This is a genomic window from Tardiphaga sp. 862_B3_N4_1 (genome assembly GCF_051811085.1).
Lineage (GTDB): Bacteria > Pseudomonadota > Alphaproteobacteria > Rhizobiales > Xanthobacteraceae > Tardiphaga > Tardiphaga robiniae.
The window spans coordinates 1670448-1688582 of the sequence record NZ_JBPWQB010000002.1; the positions used below are offsets into that span (position 1 = coordinate 1670448).

An 18135-nucleotide genomic window follows, 5' to 3' on the forward strand; every position below is an offset into this window, starting at 1 on the left:
CAAAAGGTCAACTGACATGACAATGATTGGCTGGATTCAAATTGCTCTGTACTGCGCGGTGGTTCTCGCGCTGGTGAAGCCGCTCGGCGGCTACATGACATCAGTCTTCAACGGCGAGCGTACGTTCCTCTCTCCGATTCTGCGGCCGGTCGAAGCCGGTCTGTACTGGATCGGTGGCGTCGACGAGAAACGTGAGCAGCACTGGCTGACCTATACGGTTGCCATGCTGCTGTTTCATGTGGTCGGCTTCCTCGGTCTCTACGCGATCATGCGGCTGCAGGCCGTGCTGCCGTTCAATCCTGCCGGGCAGTCCGCGGTCGCCGAAGATCTCTCCTTCAACACCGCGATCTCCTTCATCACCAACACCAACTGGCAGAACTACGGCGGCGAAAGCACCATGTCGTATCTGACCCAGATGCTGGGTCTGACGGTACATAACTTCCTGTCGGCGGCGGCCGGCATCGCATTGGCCGTGGCACTGATCCGCGGCTTCGCACGGTCGTCGATGCGCACCATCGGTAATTTCTGGGTCGATATTACCCGTTGCACGCTCTATGTGCTGCTGCCGATCTGCATCGTCTACACGCTGTTCCTGGTCTGGCAGGGCATGCCGCAGACGCTCGGCGCCTATGTCGATGCGACGACGCTTGAAGGTGCGAAGCAGACCATCGCGGTTGGCCCCGTTGCGTCGCAGGTTGCCATCAAGATGCTCGGCACCAATGGCGGCGGCTTCTTCAACGCCAATGCGGCGCATCCGTTCGAGAACCCGACGGCGCTGTCGAACTTCATCCAGATGATCTCGATCTTCGCGCTGGGTGCGGCGATGACCAATGTGTTCGGCCGCATGGTCGGCAACCCCAGGCAAGGCTGGGCGATTCTGGCCGTGATAGGTGTGCTGTTCATTACCGGCGTTGCCGTCACCTATGGCGCCGAAGCCTCGGGCACCACAGGCCTGAATGCACTCGGCCTCACCGGCGGCAATATGGAAGGCAAGGAGCTGCGCTTCGGCATCGTCGCCTCCAGCCTGTTCGCGGTCATCACCACGGCGGCGTCCTGCGGTGCGGTCAATGCGATGCATGACTCGTTTACAGCGATTGGCGGCATGATTCCGCTGATCAATATGCAGCTCGGCGAGATCATCGTTGGCGGCGTCGGTGCCGGTCTCTATGGCATGCTGCTGTTCGTCGTACTGGCGATCTTCGTCGCTGGTCTGATGGTCGGTCGCACACCGGAATATGTCGGCAAGAAGATCGAGGCGCGCGAAGTAAAGATGGCGATGCTTGCCATTCTCGTCCTGCCGCTGATGTATCTCGGTTGGACCGCGGTGGCGGTGGTGCTGCCCTCGGCCGTGGCCTCCATGGCCAATGCTGGGCCGCATGGCTTCACCGAAGTGCTCTACGCCTTCACCTCAGCCACCGGCAATAACGGCTCGGCCTTCGGCGGGCTCACCGGCAACACCTTCTTTTACAACCTCACACTGGCGAGTTCGATGTTCGTCGGTCGCTTCTTCATGATCGTGCCCGCCATGGCGCTGGCCGGATCATTGGCCGCGAAGAAGTCGATTCCGGCTTCGGCCGGTACCTTGCCGACCACCGGCGGATTGTTCGTCGGCCTCGTCATCGGCGTGATCCTGATCATCGGCGGTCTCACCTTCTTCCCGGCACTCGCGCTCGGGCCGATCGTCGAGCACCTCGCGATGACCGCCAGCACCCTGTTCTGATCGGATTTGGAGTTATGTCCATGGAAACGTTGAAACTGCAGAAGCGGGTGCCGGTCTCGGCCATGCTCGATTCGAAAATTGTCATCCCAGCCATCGGCTCGGCTTTCAAAAAGCTTGATCCGCGGCTGATGATCAAGAATCCCGTGATGTTCGTGGTCGAGGTCGTCGCCGCACTCACCACGGTGATCTTCATCAAGAACGTCATCACCGGCGGAAGCGATCTGGGATTTGCGTTCCAGATCATCCTCTGGCTCTGGTTCACGGTGCTGTTCGCCAACTTTGCCGAAGCCGTCGCCGAAGGGCGCGGCAAGGCGCAGGCGGAATCGCTGAAGAAGACCCGCACCGAAAGCCAGGCCAAGCTGCTCACCGGCAGCGACAGCGGCGACAAGAGCTACCGCATGGTCTCGGGCACCAGCCTGAAGGTCGGCGATGTCGTGCTGGTGGAAGCCGGCGACAACATCCCGTCCGACGGTGAAGTGATCGAAGGCGTGGCTTCAGTTAATGAGGCGGCGATCACCGGCGAGTCTGCACCTGTCATTCGTGAATCCGGCGGCGATCGCTCGGCGGTGACCGGCGGCACGCAGGTGCTGTCCGACTGGATTCGCGTCCGCATCACCGCGGCGCAAGGCTCGACTTTTATCGACCGCATGATCAAGCTGGTCGAAGGCGCCGAGCGGCAGAAGACACCGAACGAGATCGCACTGAACATCCTGCTGGTCGGCCTCACCATCATTTTCGTCTTCGCCACGGTGACGATCCCGAGCTATGCGGCTTATGCTGGTGGTTCGATCTCGGTGGTGGTGTTGGTGGCTTTGTTCGTGACCCTGATCCCGACCACCATCGGCGCGCTGTTGTCGGCGATCGGCATTGCCGGCATGGATCGTCTGGTGCGCTTCAACGTGCTGGCGATGTCCGGTCGTGCGGTGGAAGCTGCCGGCGACGTCGATACGCTGCTGCTCGACAAGACCGGCACCATCACGCTCGGCAATCGTCAGGCGACAGCCTTCCGTCCGGTGCGCGGCGTGATCGAACAGGAACTCGCCGATGCGGCGCAGCTTGCATCGCTCGCGGACGAAACCCCGGAAGGCCGCTCCATCGTCGTGCTGGCCAAGGAGAAATACGGCATCCGCGGCCGCGACATGGCCGAACTGTCAGCGACTTTCGTGCCGTTCACCGCACAGACCCGAATGAGCGGTGTCGATGCCGGTGGCTCGTCGGTCCGCAAGGGAGCGGTGGATTCGATACTCGCTTACGTCAACGGTGGCGCGTCGTTCGCCGTGGCGTCCGGCAACACCGTGCGTGCGATGCAGCCGGCCGCGATGTCGTCGGACACGGCACGTGAAATCCAGGCGATCTCCGACGAGATTGCAAAGGGCGGCGGCACCCCGTTGGCGGTTGCGCGCGATGGCAAGCTGCTCGGCGTCATCCATCTGAAGGATATCGTCAAGGGCGGCATCCGTGAGCGTTTCGCCGAACTGCGCCGCATGGGCATCCGCACCATCATGATCACCGGCGACAATCCGATGACCGCTGCAGCCATCGCAGCCGAAGCCGGCGTCGATGATTTCCTGGCGCAGGCGACACCCGAGGACAAGCTGCAGCTTATCCGCGACGAGCAGGCCAAGGGCAAGTTGGTGGCGATGTGCGGCGACGGCACCAACGACGCGCCGGCACTGGCGCAGGCCGATGTGGGCGTCGCGATGAACACCGGCACGCAGGCGGCGCGCGAGGCGGGCAACATGGTCGATCTGGACTCCAATCCGACCAAGCTCATCGAGGTCGTCGAAATCGGCAAGCAGCTCCTGATGACGCGAGGTGCGCTGACCACGTTCTCGATCGCCAATGACGTGGCGAAATACTTCGCCATTATCCCGGCGATCTTCCTCGCCTTCTATCCGCAGCTTGAAGCGCTTAACATCATGAAGCTGGCGAGCCCGCAGAGCGCCATCCTGTCGGCCATCATCTTCAACGCGATCATCATCATTGCGCTGATCCCGCTCGCCCTGAAAGGCGTCGCCTATCGCCCGATCGGCGCCGGCGCACTGCTCGGCCGCAACCTACTGATCTACGGCCTCGGCGGCATCATCGTTCCGTTCATCGGCATCAAGGCGATTGACCTCGTCGTCACCGCCCTGCACCTGGTTTGAGGAGCTACATTATGTTGAGAGAAATTCGCCCAGCCATCGTTCTGCTGCTCGGCCTCACGGCCATCACCGGTCTCGGCTACCCGCTCGCGATGACGGGCGTCGCTGAAGCGATCATGCCGAACCAGGCGCAAGGCAGCCTCATCGAACGGGACGGCAAGGTTGTCGGCTCGTCCCTGATCGGTCAGGAATTCAAGGGTGAGGAATACTTCCACGGCCGCCCGTCGGCGACCCTGGGTCCCGACCCGCAGGATTCCACAAAGACGGTGCCGCAGCCTTACAATGCCATCAACTCGATGGGCTCCAATCTCGGCCCGACCAGCAAGGCGCTGATCGACCGCGTGAAGGAGGACGTCGAGAAACTGAAGGCAGAGAACCCGTCGATGCCGGTGCCGATCGATCTCGTGACCACCTCGGGCAGCGGTCTCGACCCGAACATTTCGCCGGAGGGTGCGCTGTTTCAGGTGCCTCGCGTCGCCAAGGCGCGCAAGCTGCCGGAGGACCGCGTTCGCCAGCTGGTGACAGATAAGGTCGAAGGCCGCCTCGGCGGTCTGCTAGGCGAACCACGCGTTAACGTTCTTGCCTTGAATCTCGCGCTGGACGCCGCACTGAAGTAGGCCGTCTAGGCCGCAGCCGTAGCGGAGACTATATTGCCTTATGGCAAATCAGCGCCGCGATCCCGATCAACGACCTTCGCCTGAAGCCTTGCTGGAAACAGCGAGGCGCGAGGAAGGTGCGGCCGGGCGGTTGAAGATTTTTGTCGGCGCCGCTCCCGGCGTCGGCAAGACTTACGAGATGCTGCAAAGCGCCCATGCCAGGCGCAAGGCGGGTGTCGATGTGGTGGTCGGTGTCGTCGAGACTCACGGCCGCGCGGAGACCGAGGCGCTGCTCACGGGTCTTGAAGTCATTCCCCGGCGCCGGATCGATCACAAGGGTCAGGTCCTCGAGGAGATGGACCTCGATGCGCTGATCGCGCGGCGCCCGCAGATCGCATTGGTCGATGAACTCGCCCATACCAATGCGCCCGGCAGCCGGCATCCAAAACGTTATCTCGACGTCGCGGAATTATTGGCCGCAGGGATCGACGTCTACACGGCAGTCAATATCCAGCACATCGAAAGCCTGAATGATGTGGTCGCCCAGATCACCCATGTGCGGGTGCGCGAGACCGTGCCGGATTCGGTGTTCGATCGTGCCGACGCCATCGAGCTGATCGACCTCACCCCGGACGATCTGATCCAGCGCCTGAAGGAAGGCAAGGTCTACGTTCCCAAACAGGCCGAGCGTGCGCTGGAACATTATTTCTCGCCCGGCAATCTCACGGCGTTGCGCGAGCTGGCGTTGCGCCGCACGGCCGACCGGGTCGATGAGCAATTGCTCACGCATATGCAGGCCAATGCCATTGCCGGCCCGTGGGCTGCCGGCGAACGCATTCTGGTCTGTATCAGTGAGGACCCGCGCTCAGCCGGGCTGGTGCGCTACACCAAGCGTCTCGCGGATCGGCTTCACGCGCCGTGGACGGCGGTCAGCATCGAGACGCGACGCAGCCTTCAACTCACCGAAGAACAGCGCGACCGGCTGGCCGATACGCTGCGGCTTGCCGAGGCACTTGGCGCCGACGCGCTGACGATTCCGGGCGCAGGCCGGCGCATCGCCGACGATCTGCTCGGTTATGCCCATGCCAACAACGTTACCCAGATTGTGATTGGCAAGGCATCACGGTCGTGGTGGTTCGAGCTGGTGCGCGGTTCGGTGGTGCATGATCTCGTGCGGCGCGCCGGCAATATCAGTGTGCATGTGATCGCCGGCGATGCGTTGCCAACGGAGCCGGCTGCGAAACGTGCGCAGATGACCGATCGCGTCGAGCCGTTCGATGCAAAGCCCTATATTGCGGCGCTGGCAGTCGTGGCGCTGGCTCTTGGGGCCGCAACGCTGCTGCGTCCGATCTTCGGGATCGAGAATGTCGATCTGATGTTTCTCACCGCCGTGGTCGGCGTCGCCGTGCGCTTTGGTCTCTGGCCATCGCTGCTGGCGAGCGTCGTGGCATCGCTGAGCTATAATTTTTTCTTCCTGCCACCGGTCTATACGCTTACCATCACCGATCCGACCAATGTGGCGGCCTTCTTCTTCTTCATGCTGATCGCCATTCTCGTGTCCAATGTCGCGGCGCGGGTGCGCACCCAGGCCGTCTCGGCCTTTGGCCGTGTGCGCACAACCGAGTCGCTCTATGCGTTCAGCCGCAAACTCGCGGGTACGGCGGCGCTTGACGACGTGCTGTGGGCGAGCGCGTATCAGATCGCATTGATGCTGAAGGTGCGGGTTGTGTTGCTGTTGCCGGAGCAGGGTGTGATCACCGTCAAGGCCGGATATCCGCCTGAGGACGAATTGGACAAGGCGGATCTGGCCGCTGCCAACTGGGCCTGGAGCAATGATCGCCCCGCCGGTCGTGGCTCTGAAACATTGCCCGGTGCGAAGCGGCTGTTTCTGCCGATGCGGACCGGTCGTGGACCGATCGGTGTGATCGGCATCGACGATGATCGCACGGGGCCATTGCTGACACCCGACCAGCGCCGGTTGCTGGATGCGCTTGTGGATCAGAGCGCACTCGCCATCGAGCGCGTACAGCTCGTCGAAGACATGGACCGCGCCGAGCGCAACGTCGAATCTGACCGGCTGCGTCAGGCTCTGCTGACCTCGATCTCGCATGATCTGAAGACGCCGCTGGCCTCCGTGCTCGGTGCGGCTTCCACGCTGCGCGATCTATCGTCGAAGCTCAGCGAGGCCGAGAAGGCCGATCTGCTCGGCACGGTGATCGACGAATCCGAGCGGCTGAACCGTTTCATCGCTAATCTGCTGGATATGACCAAACTGGAGTCCGGTGCCGTGGTGCCGAATGCAACGCTGCAGGATCTCGCGGAGATCGTCGGCAGCGCGCTGCGCCGGGCCGGCAAGATCCTCAGCAGGCATCGCGTCGCGCTCGATCTGGCGCCAAACCTGCCCATGCTGGAGCTCGATGCGGTCCTGTTCGAGCAGGTGCTGTTCAATTTGCTTGATAATGCCGCGAAATATGCCCCGGATGACACCACCATCACGATCAGGGCCATACGCGATGCGGACTCAGTCTCGCTGCAGGTGACGGACGAGGGGGCAGGCATTCCACCCGCCGATCTCGAGCAGGTGTTCGATAAATTCTATCGCGCCAACAAGGGCGATCACGTTCGGGCGGGCACCGGCCTCGGCCTTGCGATCTCCCGGGGCTTTGTTGAGGCAATGCATGGCACCATTTCGGCCACCAATCGCGCCGACCGATCAGGCGCCGTGCTGACCATCCGCCTTCCCATCCCGCCGGCCTCTGAAGCTCTGGACACCGCCGCATGAACACCGCCGCCATCAAGGTCCTGGTTATCGATGATGAGCCGCCGATCCGCAAATTGCTGCGCATGGGCCTCAGCACCCAGGGCTATGACATCCTTGAGGCCAGCAACGGCAAGATCGCGCTGGAGAAACTGGCGGAGAAACCGGCCGTGATCATCCTTGATCTCGGCCTGCCGGACATCCAGGGCCACGATCTGCTGCAGATGATTCGTGCCCGCGATGACAGCGTGCCGATCGTGGTGCTGTCGAGCCGCGGGGACGAGGCTGGCAAGGTACAGGCGCTCGATCTCGGTGCCGACGACTATCTCACCAAGCCGTTCGGCATGGATGAGTTACTTGCGCGCATGCGGGCTGCGCTCAGGCATCAGCTACAGGTTCATGGCGAGCGGCCGGTATTCCGCTCCGGGGAATTGTCGGTCGATCTGGTGCGCCGCATCGTCAAGGTGGGTGACCGTGAGGTGAAACTGTCACCAAAGGAATATGAGTTGCTGCGGGTCCTGGTGCAGCATGCCGGCAAGGTGCTGACCCATCGGTTTCTGCTGAAGGAATTGTGGGACGAGCTCACCGACGCGCAATATCTGCGCGTTTATGTCCGCCAGCTGCGTCAAAAGATCGAGCTCGATCCGGAGCGCCCGCAATTCGTCCTGACCGAAACGGGTATCGGCTACCGGCTGCGCGCCGGAGAATAGCTAACGACAAAGCCGTCAAACAGCAGGTTATTTGGTCTGCCGGGCGACCGATGCCGGTGCGTTGTAGTCCAGCAGCCGGATCGCCTCGTCGGCGGCGTCCACCATCTCCGACATCAGCTTGCGCGTTCGCTCGAAATCCGCAGCCGACATGCTGCGAAACAGCATATCGTTCACCGGACGCTGAACGGGTGCCAATTCATTGAGCAGCGCGCGCGCTTTCGGCGTGATGGTCAGAATGACACGGCGGCGATCTTCCTCATCGGTCTCTTTTTCAACAAGGCCGTTTGATACCAGCTTGTTGATCTCGATTGTAATGAACGCGCCGCTGAAGTGCAGATGCTCGGCGACCTGATTGACGCCGATCTTCTCATCCGTGCCGCTCAAATGAGCAATGGCGATCAGCACAGTGTATTGCGTGCCGGACAGGCCGATCACTGCGCCGAGTTGCCCGCGCACAGCCTGAAGCCGCGCCGAAAACGCCAATGTGTCATGGACAAATTGACGGAAAGCCCGATCCGATCCGTCGACCATCAATTGTGGCCGCGAAATCGTCGGTTCTACCTTCATTTTACGTGATTTGCTCTTAATCGCCATCAGGTCCCCGCACACCTATGAGTCGTATAGCGGCGGCGTTACGCACAAACAAGTTGGAACCAGTGCGTTTTGATAGCAGGCCAGCCATGCTTGACAGCGCGCACTTTCGTTCGATAATATAGCTTTGTTATAAAGCTAATGCGCGTCGTTCAGGTTTCGCGATCAGGAGATGACCATGGGCGCCACTGCGGACGTGGATCCTCGCGCCTTCCGACAGGCGCTCGGACAGTTTGCCACCGGCGTCGCCGTGATCACGGCCGAAGCGGCCGATGGCCAGGCGATCGGCTTGACCATGAGTTCGTTCAACTCGGTCTCGGTGGACCCACCGCTGATCCTGTTCTCGATCGACCGCAAGGCCTTCAGCCTCAAGGCGATGACCGAGGCCAAGGGTTATGCCGTGAACATCCTCGGCCGCGACCAAGAGCATCTGTCGAACAAGTTCGCCAGGGCGCTCGGCGACAAGTGGGCGGCGGTCGAGCATACGCTGGGCCATGAGGCGGCGCCCCTGATCGCCGGCGCGCTCGCACACTTCGAATGTGCGCCATACGCGCAATATGACGGCGGGGACCATGTGATCTTCGTCGGCCGGGTGGTGAAGTTCAGCGCCTATCCGGCCAACGAGCCGTTGGTCTTCTTCCGTGGGGCCTATCGCAGCCTTGCAAGCACCGAGCGCAGCCCGGAATGGCCGCTGCCGATGCACTACTGAAATAACGCACCTGAAAATGCTATCCATGACTGAAAGTGATCGAGGCAACCCATGATCAAGACCGGCGAACAACATATCGCGAGCCTGCGCGATGGCCGTGAAATCTATCTCGATGGCGAGCTGGTGGATGACGTGACCACCCATCCGGCGTTCCGGGGTGCGGTGGCCTCGATTGGGCGGATGTTCGATTTCCAGAGCGCGCCGGAAAATCGCGAGCTGATGACTTTCGAGACCGAGACTGGCACCCGAGCCAACCGGATCTGGGAATTGCCCGGCAGCTATGATGCGCTGGTCAATCGCCGCCGTGGCCTGGAGGCCTGGACCGAGCTGCATGCCGGCTTTATGGGCCGCGCGCCGGATCACGTCGCTTCCTGCATCGCCGGCATGTATATGGGCGTCGAGGTATTCGAGGCCTACGACAAGGATCGCGCGAAGGCGCTGGCGGATTACTATCGCTACGCCCGCGACAACGATCTTTACCTCACTTATGTGATCATCAACCCGCAGGCCGACCGCTCCAAGAGCGCGGCCGAGCAGGCCGATCCGTTCCTGTCGGCGGGCGTAGTGTCGCGCGATGCCGAGGGCCTGACGATCCGTGGCGCCAAGATGTTGGCCACCGGCGGCATCATGGCGAACGAGGTGTTCGTCACCTGTATCCAGCCGCTGCAGCCCGGCGACGAGAAATATGCGGTGTCTTTCGCGGTTCCGATGAACACCAAGGGTCTGAAGGTCCTGTCGCGCAAGTCTTATGAAGCCGCGTCGCCATCCGTGTTCGACAATCCGCTGTCGAGCCGCTTCGATGAAAACGATGCCGTGCTGTATTTCGACGACGTGAAGGTGCCTTGGGATCGCGTGTTCATCGTCGATGACATCGCGATGTGCCAGAAGCAGTTCCACGCGACCCCGGCGCATGTGTATCAGAACTATCAGGCCATGATCCGGCTCTCGGTGAAGCTGCGTTTCCTGATCGGGATTGCGCACCGGACCGCCGAGACCAATGGTATCGCCGGCTTCCCGCAGGTCAGGGAAATGCTAGGCCAGCTCGCAGCCGAAGTGTCGATGGTCGAAGCCTTCGTCGTCGCGATGGAGACCAAGGGCACGCAGCGCGGCGCCTATTACGTGCCGGACCGGGCGATGCTGTATTCGGCACAGGTCCTCACCCAGCAGCTCTATTCCAAGGTCATCAACACGCTGCGCGAGCTCGCCGGCGGCGGCATGATCATGCTGCCGTCCTCGGTGAAGGATTTTGCCAATCCGGAATTGGCGCGTCTGATCGGCAAGACCCAGCAGTCCCCCGCGGCCAGCGCGACCGAGAAGGTCAAGTTTTACAAGCTGGCCTGGGACGCGGTCGGCTCCGAATTCGCCTCGCGTCACTCGCAATACGAGATGTTTTTCGCCGGCGCGACCTTCGTCACCAAGGGCCATGCCTTCCGCACCTATGATTGGATGAGGTCGGCGGCGTTGCTCGACAAGATGCTGTCCAGCTATGACCTTGCCGATGAAGTCTCCACCTCAACGGCGCCGGCTGCCTCGCCGCGCGCTGTCGCTTGATCTGTCCCCTCAGGAACACTGACCATGGCCATCAATAAACTTCACGATGAATTCCGCACCGTCGATATGTCTTCGGGATGGGAGACGCCCGCGGGCTATCCGGCAGGCATCCAGCAGAAGATCCTGTCGGGGGCGCTCGACGAAGTGAACAAGCGTGGCAGCCGCACCCGCCTGCTGCGCTTCGAGCCGGGAGTCTACACCACCGAGCCGTTCGTGCACGAATATTGGGAAGAAGTGTTCCTGTTCACCGGCGACCTGATCGTCGGCAATGACAAGCAGGGCAATGGCGGCGAGTCCTTCAAGCCGAATACCTACGCCTGCCGTCCGCCCGGCGCCTATCACGGTCCGTTCAAGTCGGTCGGCGGCTGCGTGTTGATGGAAATCCACTATTTCGACCCGGCCTGAGCCGTTTCGCGTCTCCTCCTGATGGCGGCGCGCTTTCTTCGTGGCGCGACTGCTGCTTCTTCGGAAGGTTTTTCCTCGGCCGGCGTGGCCGTCTTCGGTTTGACCCGAAGTCGCAAACGTCCGGTCGAGCCCTCTCCGACCTCGAATGTCTCCATTTTGCGCACCAGGTCGCTCAGCTTCTTGAAGCCGTAGGTGCGAACGTCGAAGTCAGACACGGTGTTCGGAAGTTGTTCTCCGACTCGGTCCAGATTGACCCAGCCGTCTTCGTTGCTCAGTTGGGATACCACTTTTTCCAGAATGGGAACTGCGGCAGCGGGGCTTTGCAAGGCTGCCGGCTTTGACGGTTGCTCCGTGCTTGCCGTCGCGCGCTCGGATCTCAGGTTCTCCGTATAGATGAAACGTCGGCACGCCTGCCGAAAACTCTCGGGTGTTTTCCGCGTGCCGAAGCCATAGACGTCAGCGCCCTGCTCGCGCAGCCGTGAGGCGAGACGTGTGAAGTCGCTATCGGAGGACACCAGGCAAAAGCCGTCGAACCGCCCGCTATGCAGCAGGTCCATCGCGTCGATCACCAGCGCGATGTCGGACGAGTTCTTGCCCTTAGTGTAGGCGAACTGCTGATAAGGATCGATGGCGTGCTTTTGCAGGATGTCGGCCCAGGATCTGAGCTGCGGACTTGAGAAGTCGCCGTAGATCCGGCGAACGCTGGCTTCGCCGAATTTGGAGATTTCCTCGAACAAGCCGCCAGCAATCTGCGGGGACGTGTTGTCGGCATCGATCAGGACCGCGAAACGGGGCAAACGCTGCTGTGCGACGTTCATCTGCAACCTCTGCCCGCTGGATGAATGGCTCTCTCAGTCTGTCAGTTTTTTGCTGCAGGCGAAACATCCCTGGGGGAGCGTATCTCTCGTCAGCCCGGCCATTGCGCGGTAAAGTCACCCAAATCCCGCGAATCGCGGGCGCTGAAAGAGGCAATTGAGACCATGACCATCCGCCTGCATCGCGGCGATCTGCCGGATTTGAGCCGCTACACCGATTCGGTTGCGATCGACACCGAGACCATGGGTCTCAATCCGCATCGCGACCGGCTATGCGTGGTGCAGCTCTCGCCCGGCGATGGAAGTGCCGATGTCGTGCAGATCCCGATGGGCCACACGGACGCGCCGAACCTGAAGAAGCTGCTCGGCGATCCCAAGGTGACGAAGATCTTTCACTTTGCGCGGTTCGATCTCGCCGCTCTCTACAATGCGCTCGGCGTCATGCCTGAGCCGGTCTATTGCACCAAGATCGCTTCCCGCCTGTGCCGCACCTATACCGACAGGCATGGTCTCAAGGATCTGGTCCGCGAAGTCCTCGGCGTCGATCTGTCGAAGCAGCAGCAGTCGAGCGACTGGGGCAGCCAGACACTCAGCGAGGCGCAGCTGTCCTACGCCGCGTCGGACGTGCTGCATCTGCATGGGCTGCGCGAGCGCCTCAACGTCATGCTGGCGCGCGAAGGACGCACCGAGTTGGCGCAGGCTTGTTTCGACTTCCTTCCGACCCAGGCCAAACTCGACCTCTCGGGCTGGGAAAACGAGGACATTTTCGCTCATTCGTGACTAGCCTGCGGCGAAGTGACTTTCTGAAACAGTTCAGGGTCCCTCCCGCCGCGTTTCGGTCATACTCCTCGTTCTGGTGGGGCGGGGCTGCAAACCGGTGCATTTCAGCGTAGACTGGCGCCGGTTTGGCAGGCCTTTCGGTGTGGCCCTTTTCGGCATGGCCCGTTGGAGCGACGGTGAGTTCAGTTCAGATTCCCAGCTATCAGGCGGGCATGGATGCGCGGTTCAGGGCCGCAGCACGCCACAGCCGTCTGGTGCGTCTGCTGCGGATTGCTGTCCCTGCCGTTGTGATCCTGTCGATGGCGGCGATTGTCGGCGTGTCGATCTTCAATCCGTTCCGGATCCTCGCCAAATTGCCGCTCGATATGGGCAATCTGGTCGTTTCGGGGACCAAGATCACCATGGAGACGCCGCATCTGGCCGGTTTCTCGCCGGACGGACGGCCCTATGAGTTATGGGCCAAGGCCGCGACGCAGGATCTGACAGATCCCGACAATGTCGAACTAACGACCTTGCGCGCCAAGGTGATGATGGAAGACAAGTCGACGATGACGATGGATGCCCGCACCGGGAAGTTCAATTCGAAATCGCAGATGCTCTATCTGTATCAGGATATTTTCCTGCAAACGACGACCGGCTACGAAGCCAAGCTGACACAGGCGAACATTGATATTGCCAATGGCACGGTCACGTCGGACGAACCGGTCGATGTCAAACTTCTTAACGGCACTTTGCTCGGGCAACGGATGCGCATCACGGAACACGGTGAGCTGGTTCGGTTCGAGGGCGGTGTGTCGATGAACCTGAAGATGGACCCGCCTTCGCCGGATGCTTCGGCTCAGCCTGAGACCGCGGCAGAGCCCGAAGTCGCGCCGGAGCCCGCGAAACCGCGGGCCGCCAACGGCAAGCGCGCCAACGCGAAATGAATGTGATGATTTTTCCCGTCAGTAATGTCCGATTCTGCGGGGTGACCGGCGCTGCGATCGCCGTGCTCCTGCTGGCTTTGACAGCCGATGCACATGCGCAGAGCGCGGTGCAGGGTGTGCCGAATGCCATGCAGGGCTTCTCGCAGAATCGCGATCAGCCCATTCAGATCGAGGCCGCATCGCTGGAAATGCGTGACAAGAAAAAGGAAGCGACCTTCGCAGGCGATGTAAAGGTCGTGCAGGGCGACACCACGATGAAATCGAAGACTCTCGTGGTCTTCTATGACGGCGGTGGCTCCGCGAACGAGCCGGCGGCCAAGGCTGCGCCCAAGGCACCGATCAAGGCTGCGCAGCCGGGCCCGGGTGGCTCGTCGGCGATCAAGCGACTTGAAGCGCGCGGCGGGGTCATCGTCACCCAGAAAGACCAGGTTGTCACCGGCGAGACGGCGGTGTTCGACACCCGAACCAATCTCGTCACTATGCAGGGCAATGTTGTGCTCACCCAGGGCAAGAATGTGCTGCGCGGCGATCGTCTGACCGTGGATATGACCACGGGCACCTCACGCGTCGAATCCAACAGCGGCAGGGTCCAGGGCATGTTCGAGTCGTCCGGCCAGAAGGGTGGCGGTGGCCCGACCTCGATCATACCCGGGCCTGGAGGCGGAAAACCCAAGTAACTCGAAGGGTTTATCGATAGGGGCGAGCCGGATCCGGTTGAATCTGGCTGCGTAACCCGTTATCGCCATTGTTTTAATCGACATGGAAGGCTTGGCGTTCGGCTGGGCAAGGGACATCTAGTTCGCCATGCTGTTCCCAGTGATCGAACATGCCGCGACTTGGCGCGGATGACGTTTAGAGGCTGATCGAAGCGCGAATGGTTGATTTCCTCGGCATGTTCCGTCGGCGCGCTCCAAAACGCGGTCCGCAGGGTTTTGCGCGGTCGCCGGTCGACATCACGGCGCTCGGCGACAGCATGGGCGACATGCTGGGCAATCCCAGCCGTGAGGCGCCGCCACTGGCGCGCACCGCCCCGGCCGATACGCCCCAGGTTCCGCAGGCCCGGGGTGAGGCGCCGCGTGCCCCACAGCCTGCACCGGCCCGCCGTCCGGACAAGGCGCCGCCGCGGCCCCGGACCAACGGCGCCGCCGCACCAAAAGCTGCCCCGCGTGCGGGCTATCTGGCCGTCCATAATGTGAAAAAGAGCTTCGGCTCACGCCAGGTCACCCGCGGCGTCAGCATTTATGTCCGTCGTGGTGAGGCCGTCGGCCTGCTCGGACCGAACGGTGCCGGCAAGACCACGGTGTTCTACATGATCACCGGCCTGATCAAGCCCGACAGCGGCGCCATTGAGCTTGACGGCCACGACGTCACCCAGCTGCCGATGTATCAACGTGCGCGCCTCGGCATCGGCTATCTGCCGCAGGAAGCCTCGATTTTTCGCGGCCTCACGGTCGAGCAGAACATCCGTGCGGTGCTGGAGGTCGTCGAGCCCAGCCGCAAGAAGCGCGAGCGCGAGCTCGACGGGCTGCTCGAAGAGTTCAACATCCAGAGACTGCGCAAGTCGCCGTCGATCGCGCTGTCCGGTGGTGAGCGCCGCCGCGTTGAAATTGCGCGCGCGCTGGCGACGCGGCCGAATTACATGCTGCTCGACGAGCCCTTTGCCGGCATCGACCCGATTGCGGTGGGGGATATTCAGGACTTGGTCCGTCACTTGACCAATCGCGGCATCGGCGTGCTCATCACCGACCACAACGTGCGCGAAACGCTGGGGCTGACAGACCGCGCCTACATCGTCTATGCTGGTGAAATCCTGACGGAGGGATCTCCTGAGGAGATCGTGGCTGACCCGGACGTGCGTCGCCTTTACCTTGGCGAGGAATTCCGCCTCTAGACCAAATTTACAATTCGTCAAGCCGTGTACATCAGGCCGGGAAAGAGATAAGCAAGAAACGGACCAACTTGTGGATCGGTTTTTGCCTCCATGGCGCTGACGCAGAGACTAGAGTTCCGGCAATCCCAGTCGCTGGTGATGACGCCGCAGCTGATGCAGGCCATCAAGCTGCTGCAGCTGTCGAATCTCGATCTCGCAACCTTTGTCGAAGATGAACTGGAGCGCAATCCGCTGCTGGAGCGCGCCAGCGACGGTCCTGAGCCGCCGGTGGCTGGCGAGGCCAGCCCCGAGCGCAGCGAGTTTTCGAGCCAGGATGAGGCGGGCTATGCCTCCGGCCACGACGATGGCGGCGACCATTCCGATTTTTCCGATCGTTCAGGCGGCGACAGCTTCGATGCGCCGGCGCCCGACGAGTGGATGAACCGCGAACTCGGCACCCGCGCCGAGATCGAACAGACCCTGGACACCGGGCTGGATAACGTCTTTTCCGAAGAGCCGGCCGAAGCCGCCGCACGCAACGCACAAGACGCTGCTCCGACCGCCTATACCGAATGGGGCGGCGGCGCCTCCAACGACGACAGCTACAATCTCGAGGCCTTCGTTGCCGCGGAAGTGACGCTCGGCAGCCATCTCGCCGAACAGCTCTCGGTGGCGTTCTCGTCGCCCGCGCAGCGCATGATCGGTCAGTATCTGATCGATCTCGTCGATGAGGCCGGCTACCTGCCGCAAGATCTCGGCGACGTGCATGAGCGGCTGGGTGCCTCTGTTGACGATGTCCAAAGCGTTCTCGGTGCGTTGCAGAAATTCGATCCGCCGGGTGTCTGCGCGCGCAGTCTCAGCGAATGTCTCGCAATCCAGTTGCGTGAACAGAACCGTTACGACCCCGCGATGCAGGCATTGGTCGAGCATCTCGATCTCCTGGCCAAGCGCGACATCGGCAATCTCAGAAAAATCTGCGGCGTCGACGACGAAGATCTGACCGACATGATCGGCGAGATTCGCAGGCTCGATCCGAAGCCCGGTCTGAAGTTTGGCTCGGCGCGAACACAGACGGTAGTACCTGATGTCTATGTGCGGCCGGGTCCTGATGGTGGCTGGCATGTTGAGTTGAACAGCGACACGCTGCCGCGCGTTCTCGTGAACCAGGTTTATTATTCCGAATTGTCGAAAACGATCCGCAAGGATGGCGACAAGTCGTACTTCACGGATTGTCTACAGAATGCGACCTGGCTGGTGCGTGCGCTCGATCAGCGCGCGCGTACTATCCTGAAGGTTGCGACCGAGATCGTCCGGCAACAGGATGGCTTCTTCACGCAGGGTGTTGCGCATCTTCGGCCGCTGAATCTCAAGGCGGTTGCTGATGCCATTCAAATGCATGAATCGACGGTGTCGCGCGTTACCGCCAATAAATACATGGCGACAAATCGCGGCAGCTTTGAATTGAAATACTTCTTTACGGCATCGATAGCGTCGGCTGATGGTGGCGAAGCGCATTCGGCTGAAGCGGTGCGACATCACATCAAGCAATTGATTGATGGAGAAAGTCCTTCTCTTATTCTTTCGGACGACACGATCGTGGAACGCTTGCGCGAAGCCGGAATTGATATCGCGCGCCGTACCGTTGCCAAATACCGTGAAGCCATGCGTATCCCGTCTTCAGTTCAGCGCCGGCGCGACAAGCAGAGTATGCTCGGCAATGCACTCACGGCACCCGCCACTCCGTCCGATAGGGCACCCGACCGATCCCGCGACACTGCACCAGCTTGATTGCACTCCCGTGGAAACGGGATACTGTCGGTTCAAGGCAGAAGAATCGAGGCATCAGCATGACCCTTCGTATCTCGGGAAAAAGCATCAATGTCGGAGACGCTTTGCGAGGCCGCGTGAGCGAGCGGACCGATGAGGTCCTTCGCAAGTATTTCGATGGCAACTATTCCGGTCACATCACGCTCAGCAAAGACGGCTTCGGCTTCCGCACCGATTGTGCGTTGCATCTCGATTCCGGAATTACGCTCGAAGCGGACTCCAATGCAGCGGATGCTTACGCCAGCGCCGATCAGGCGCTGCTTCAGATCGAGAAACGTTTGCGTCGCTACAAGAGCCGGCTGAAGGATCGTTCCGCGCGCAAGACGCATGCTGAAAATCAGGCGATGGCCGAACTCACGGCCCCGACTTTGGACGCGCCGAGCTACATTCTTGAGGCGCCCGATCATGAGGGCGATGCCGACAGTGGCTACGATCCGGTCATCATTGCCGAATCGACTAGGTCGCTGAAGCGGTTCTCGGTGAGCGAAGCTGTCATGGAACTTGATTTCACCGGCGCGGCCGTCGTGCTATTCCTGCATGGCAGTACCGGTCGGGTGAATATCGTGTACCGCCGAGGCGACGGTAACGTGGGTTGGGTCGATCCACCGGTGGTTAAACCGTCCTGACGGCATTGACGCCCAAACGGCCCCTCCCTATGGTCCGCCGCCTTTGACAGGGTTATACCGGTCAATGGATTTCGCATGGGGGGTTCCGGTGCTAGAGTACGTCCGGG

General features: G+C 61.3%; 16 protein-coding genes. 14 read left to right on the forward strand and 2 right to left on the reverse strand.

What is annotated here, in order from left to right; translation table 11 throughout:
* Positions 1 to 16 precede the first annotated feature (16 nt).
* Genes kdpA through AB8B02_RS25230 form a run of 5 tightly spaced genes read left to right on the forward strand, consistent with a single transcriptional unit; the run spans position 17 to position 7928 of the window.
* Positions 17 to 1720 carry a potassium-transporting ATPase subunit KdpA gene (kdpA, locus tag AB8B02_RS25210; protein ID WP_439065458.1) on the forward strand — a complete coding sequence of 568 codons (1704 nt, stop codon included), beginning with the start codon at positions 17 to 19 and terminating at the stop codon, positions 1718 to 1720.
* A gap of 20 nt (positions 1721 to 1740) precedes the next feature.
* Positions 1741 to 3867, forward strand: a complete 2127-nt coding sequence (kdpB, locus tag AB8B02_RS25215) for a potassium-transporting ATPase subunit KdpB (protein ID WP_439065459.1) — start codon at positions 1741 to 1743, stop codon at positions 3865 to 3867.
* 11 nt (positions 3868 to 3878) lie between these two features.
* Positions 3879 to 4481 (forward strand): K(+)-transporting ATPase subunit C, encoded by a 603-nt coding sequence (locus tag AB8B02_RS25220; RefSeq protein WP_439065460.1) that lies wholly within the window; start codon positions 3879 to 3881, stop codon positions 4479 to 4481.
* Between the two features lie 40 nt (positions 4482 to 4521).
* The gene (locus tag AB8B02_RS25225) at positions 4522 to 7242 is read left to right on the forward strand and encodes a DUF4118 domain-containing protein (RefSeq protein WP_439065461.1); all 2721 of its coding nucleotides are present in this window, start codon (positions 4522 to 4524) and stop codon (positions 7240 to 7242) included.
* Complete coding sequence (locus tag AB8B02_RS25230; protein ID WP_439060283.1) at positions 7239 to 7928, forward strand: response regulator; 690 nt, start codon at positions 7239 to 7241, stop codon at positions 7926 to 7928. The genes AB8B02_RS25225 and AB8B02_RS25230 overlap by 4 nt, the downstream gene beginning before the upstream one ends.
* A gap of 27 nt (positions 7929 to 7955) precedes the next feature.
* Here the strand turns inward: AB8B02_RS25230 and AB8B02_RS25235 are convergent, their stop codons facing one another.
* On the reverse strand, positions 7956 to 8495 hold the full coding sequence (locus tag AB8B02_RS25235; RefSeq protein ID WP_158596735.1) for a MarR family winged helix-turn-helix transcriptional regulator: 540 nt from the start codon (positions 8493 to 8495) through the stop codon (positions 7956 to 7958).
* Positions 8496 to 8697: 202 nt separating this feature from the next.
* Between AB8B02_RS25235 and AB8B02_RS25240 the strand changes: the two genes are divergently transcribed.
* From AB8B02_RS25240 to AB8B02_RS25250, 3 genes are read left to right on the forward strand one after another with little or no spacing between them, the layout of a single operon-like run.
* Complete coding sequence (locus AB8B02_RS25240; RefSeq protein ID WP_210269356.1) at positions 8698 to 9228, forward strand: flavin reductase family protein; 531 nt, start codon at positions 8698 to 8700, stop codon at positions 9226 to 9228.
* A gap of 51 nt (positions 9229 to 9279) precedes the next feature.
* Entirely contained in the window at positions 9280 to 10779 is a 1500-nt protein-coding gene (locus AB8B02_RS25245; protein WP_439065462.1) for a 4-hydroxyphenylacetate 3-hydroxylase family protein, read from the forward strand.
* 24 nt (positions 10780 to 10803) lie between these two features.
* On the forward strand, positions 10804 to 11184 hold the full coding sequence (locus tag AB8B02_RS25250) for a cupin (RefSeq protein ID WP_089266367.1): 381 nt from the start codon (positions 10804 to 10806) through the stop codon (positions 11182 to 11184).
* Here AB8B02_RS25250 and AB8B02_RS25255 read toward each other — a convergent pair.
* Positions 11166 to 12002, reverse strand: a complete 837-nt coding sequence (locus AB8B02_RS25255; protein WP_439065463.1) for an NYN domain-containing protein — start codon at positions 12000 to 12002, stop codon at positions 11166 to 11168. The two genes, AB8B02_RS25250 and AB8B02_RS25255, sit on opposite strands and share 19 nt — an antisense overlap.
* 162 nt (positions 12003 to 12164) lie before the next feature.
* On the opposite strand from AB8B02_RS25255, the gene AB8B02_RS25260 reads away from it, so the two are divergent.
* The 6 genes from AB8B02_RS25260 to hpf all read left to right on the forward strand — a co-directional run bounded on the left by AB8B02_RS25260 (position 12165) and on the right by hpf (position 18028).
* Complete coding sequence (locus AB8B02_RS25260; protein ID WP_439065464.1) at positions 12165 to 12779, forward strand: ribonuclease D; 615 nt, start codon at positions 12165 to 12167, stop codon at positions 12777 to 12779.
* 176 nt (positions 12780 to 12955) lie between these two features.
* Complete coding sequence (gene lptC, locus AB8B02_RS25265) at positions 12956 to 13705, forward strand: LPS export ABC transporter periplasmic protein LptC (RefSeq protein WP_439065465.1); 750 nt, start codon at positions 12956 to 12958, stop codon at positions 13703 to 13705.
* Positions 13706 to 13710: 5 nt separating this feature from the next.
* On the forward strand, positions 13711 to 14382 hold the full coding sequence (locus AB8B02_RS25270; RefSeq protein WP_439065940.1) for an LptA/OstA family protein: 672 nt from the start codon (positions 13711 to 13713) through the stop codon (positions 14380 to 14382).
* Positions 14383 to 14579: 197 nt separating this feature from the next.
* Positions 14580 to 15596, forward strand: coding sequence for an LPS export ABC transporter ATP-binding protein (gene lptB / locus AB8B02_RS25275; protein WP_120287721.1), 1017 nt, complete (start codon positions 14580 to 14582; stop codon positions 15594 to 15596).
* A gap of 90 nt (positions 15597 to 15686) precedes the next feature.
* Positions 15687 to 17363 (forward strand): RNA polymerase factor sigma-54, encoded by a 1677-nt coding sequence (rpoN, locus tag AB8B02_RS25280; protein ID WP_175369396.1) that lies wholly within the window; start codon positions 15687 to 15689, stop codon positions 17361 to 17363.
* Positions 17364 to 17422: 59 nt separating this feature from the next.
* Positions 17423 to 18028: a ribosome hibernation-promoting factor, HPF/YfiA family gene (gene hpf / locus AB8B02_RS25285; protein WP_089266375.1), complete on the forward strand. Its 606-nt coding sequence runs from the start codon at positions 17423 to 17425 to the stop codon at positions 18026 to 18028.
* Positions 18029 to 18135: the final 107 nt, after the last annotated feature.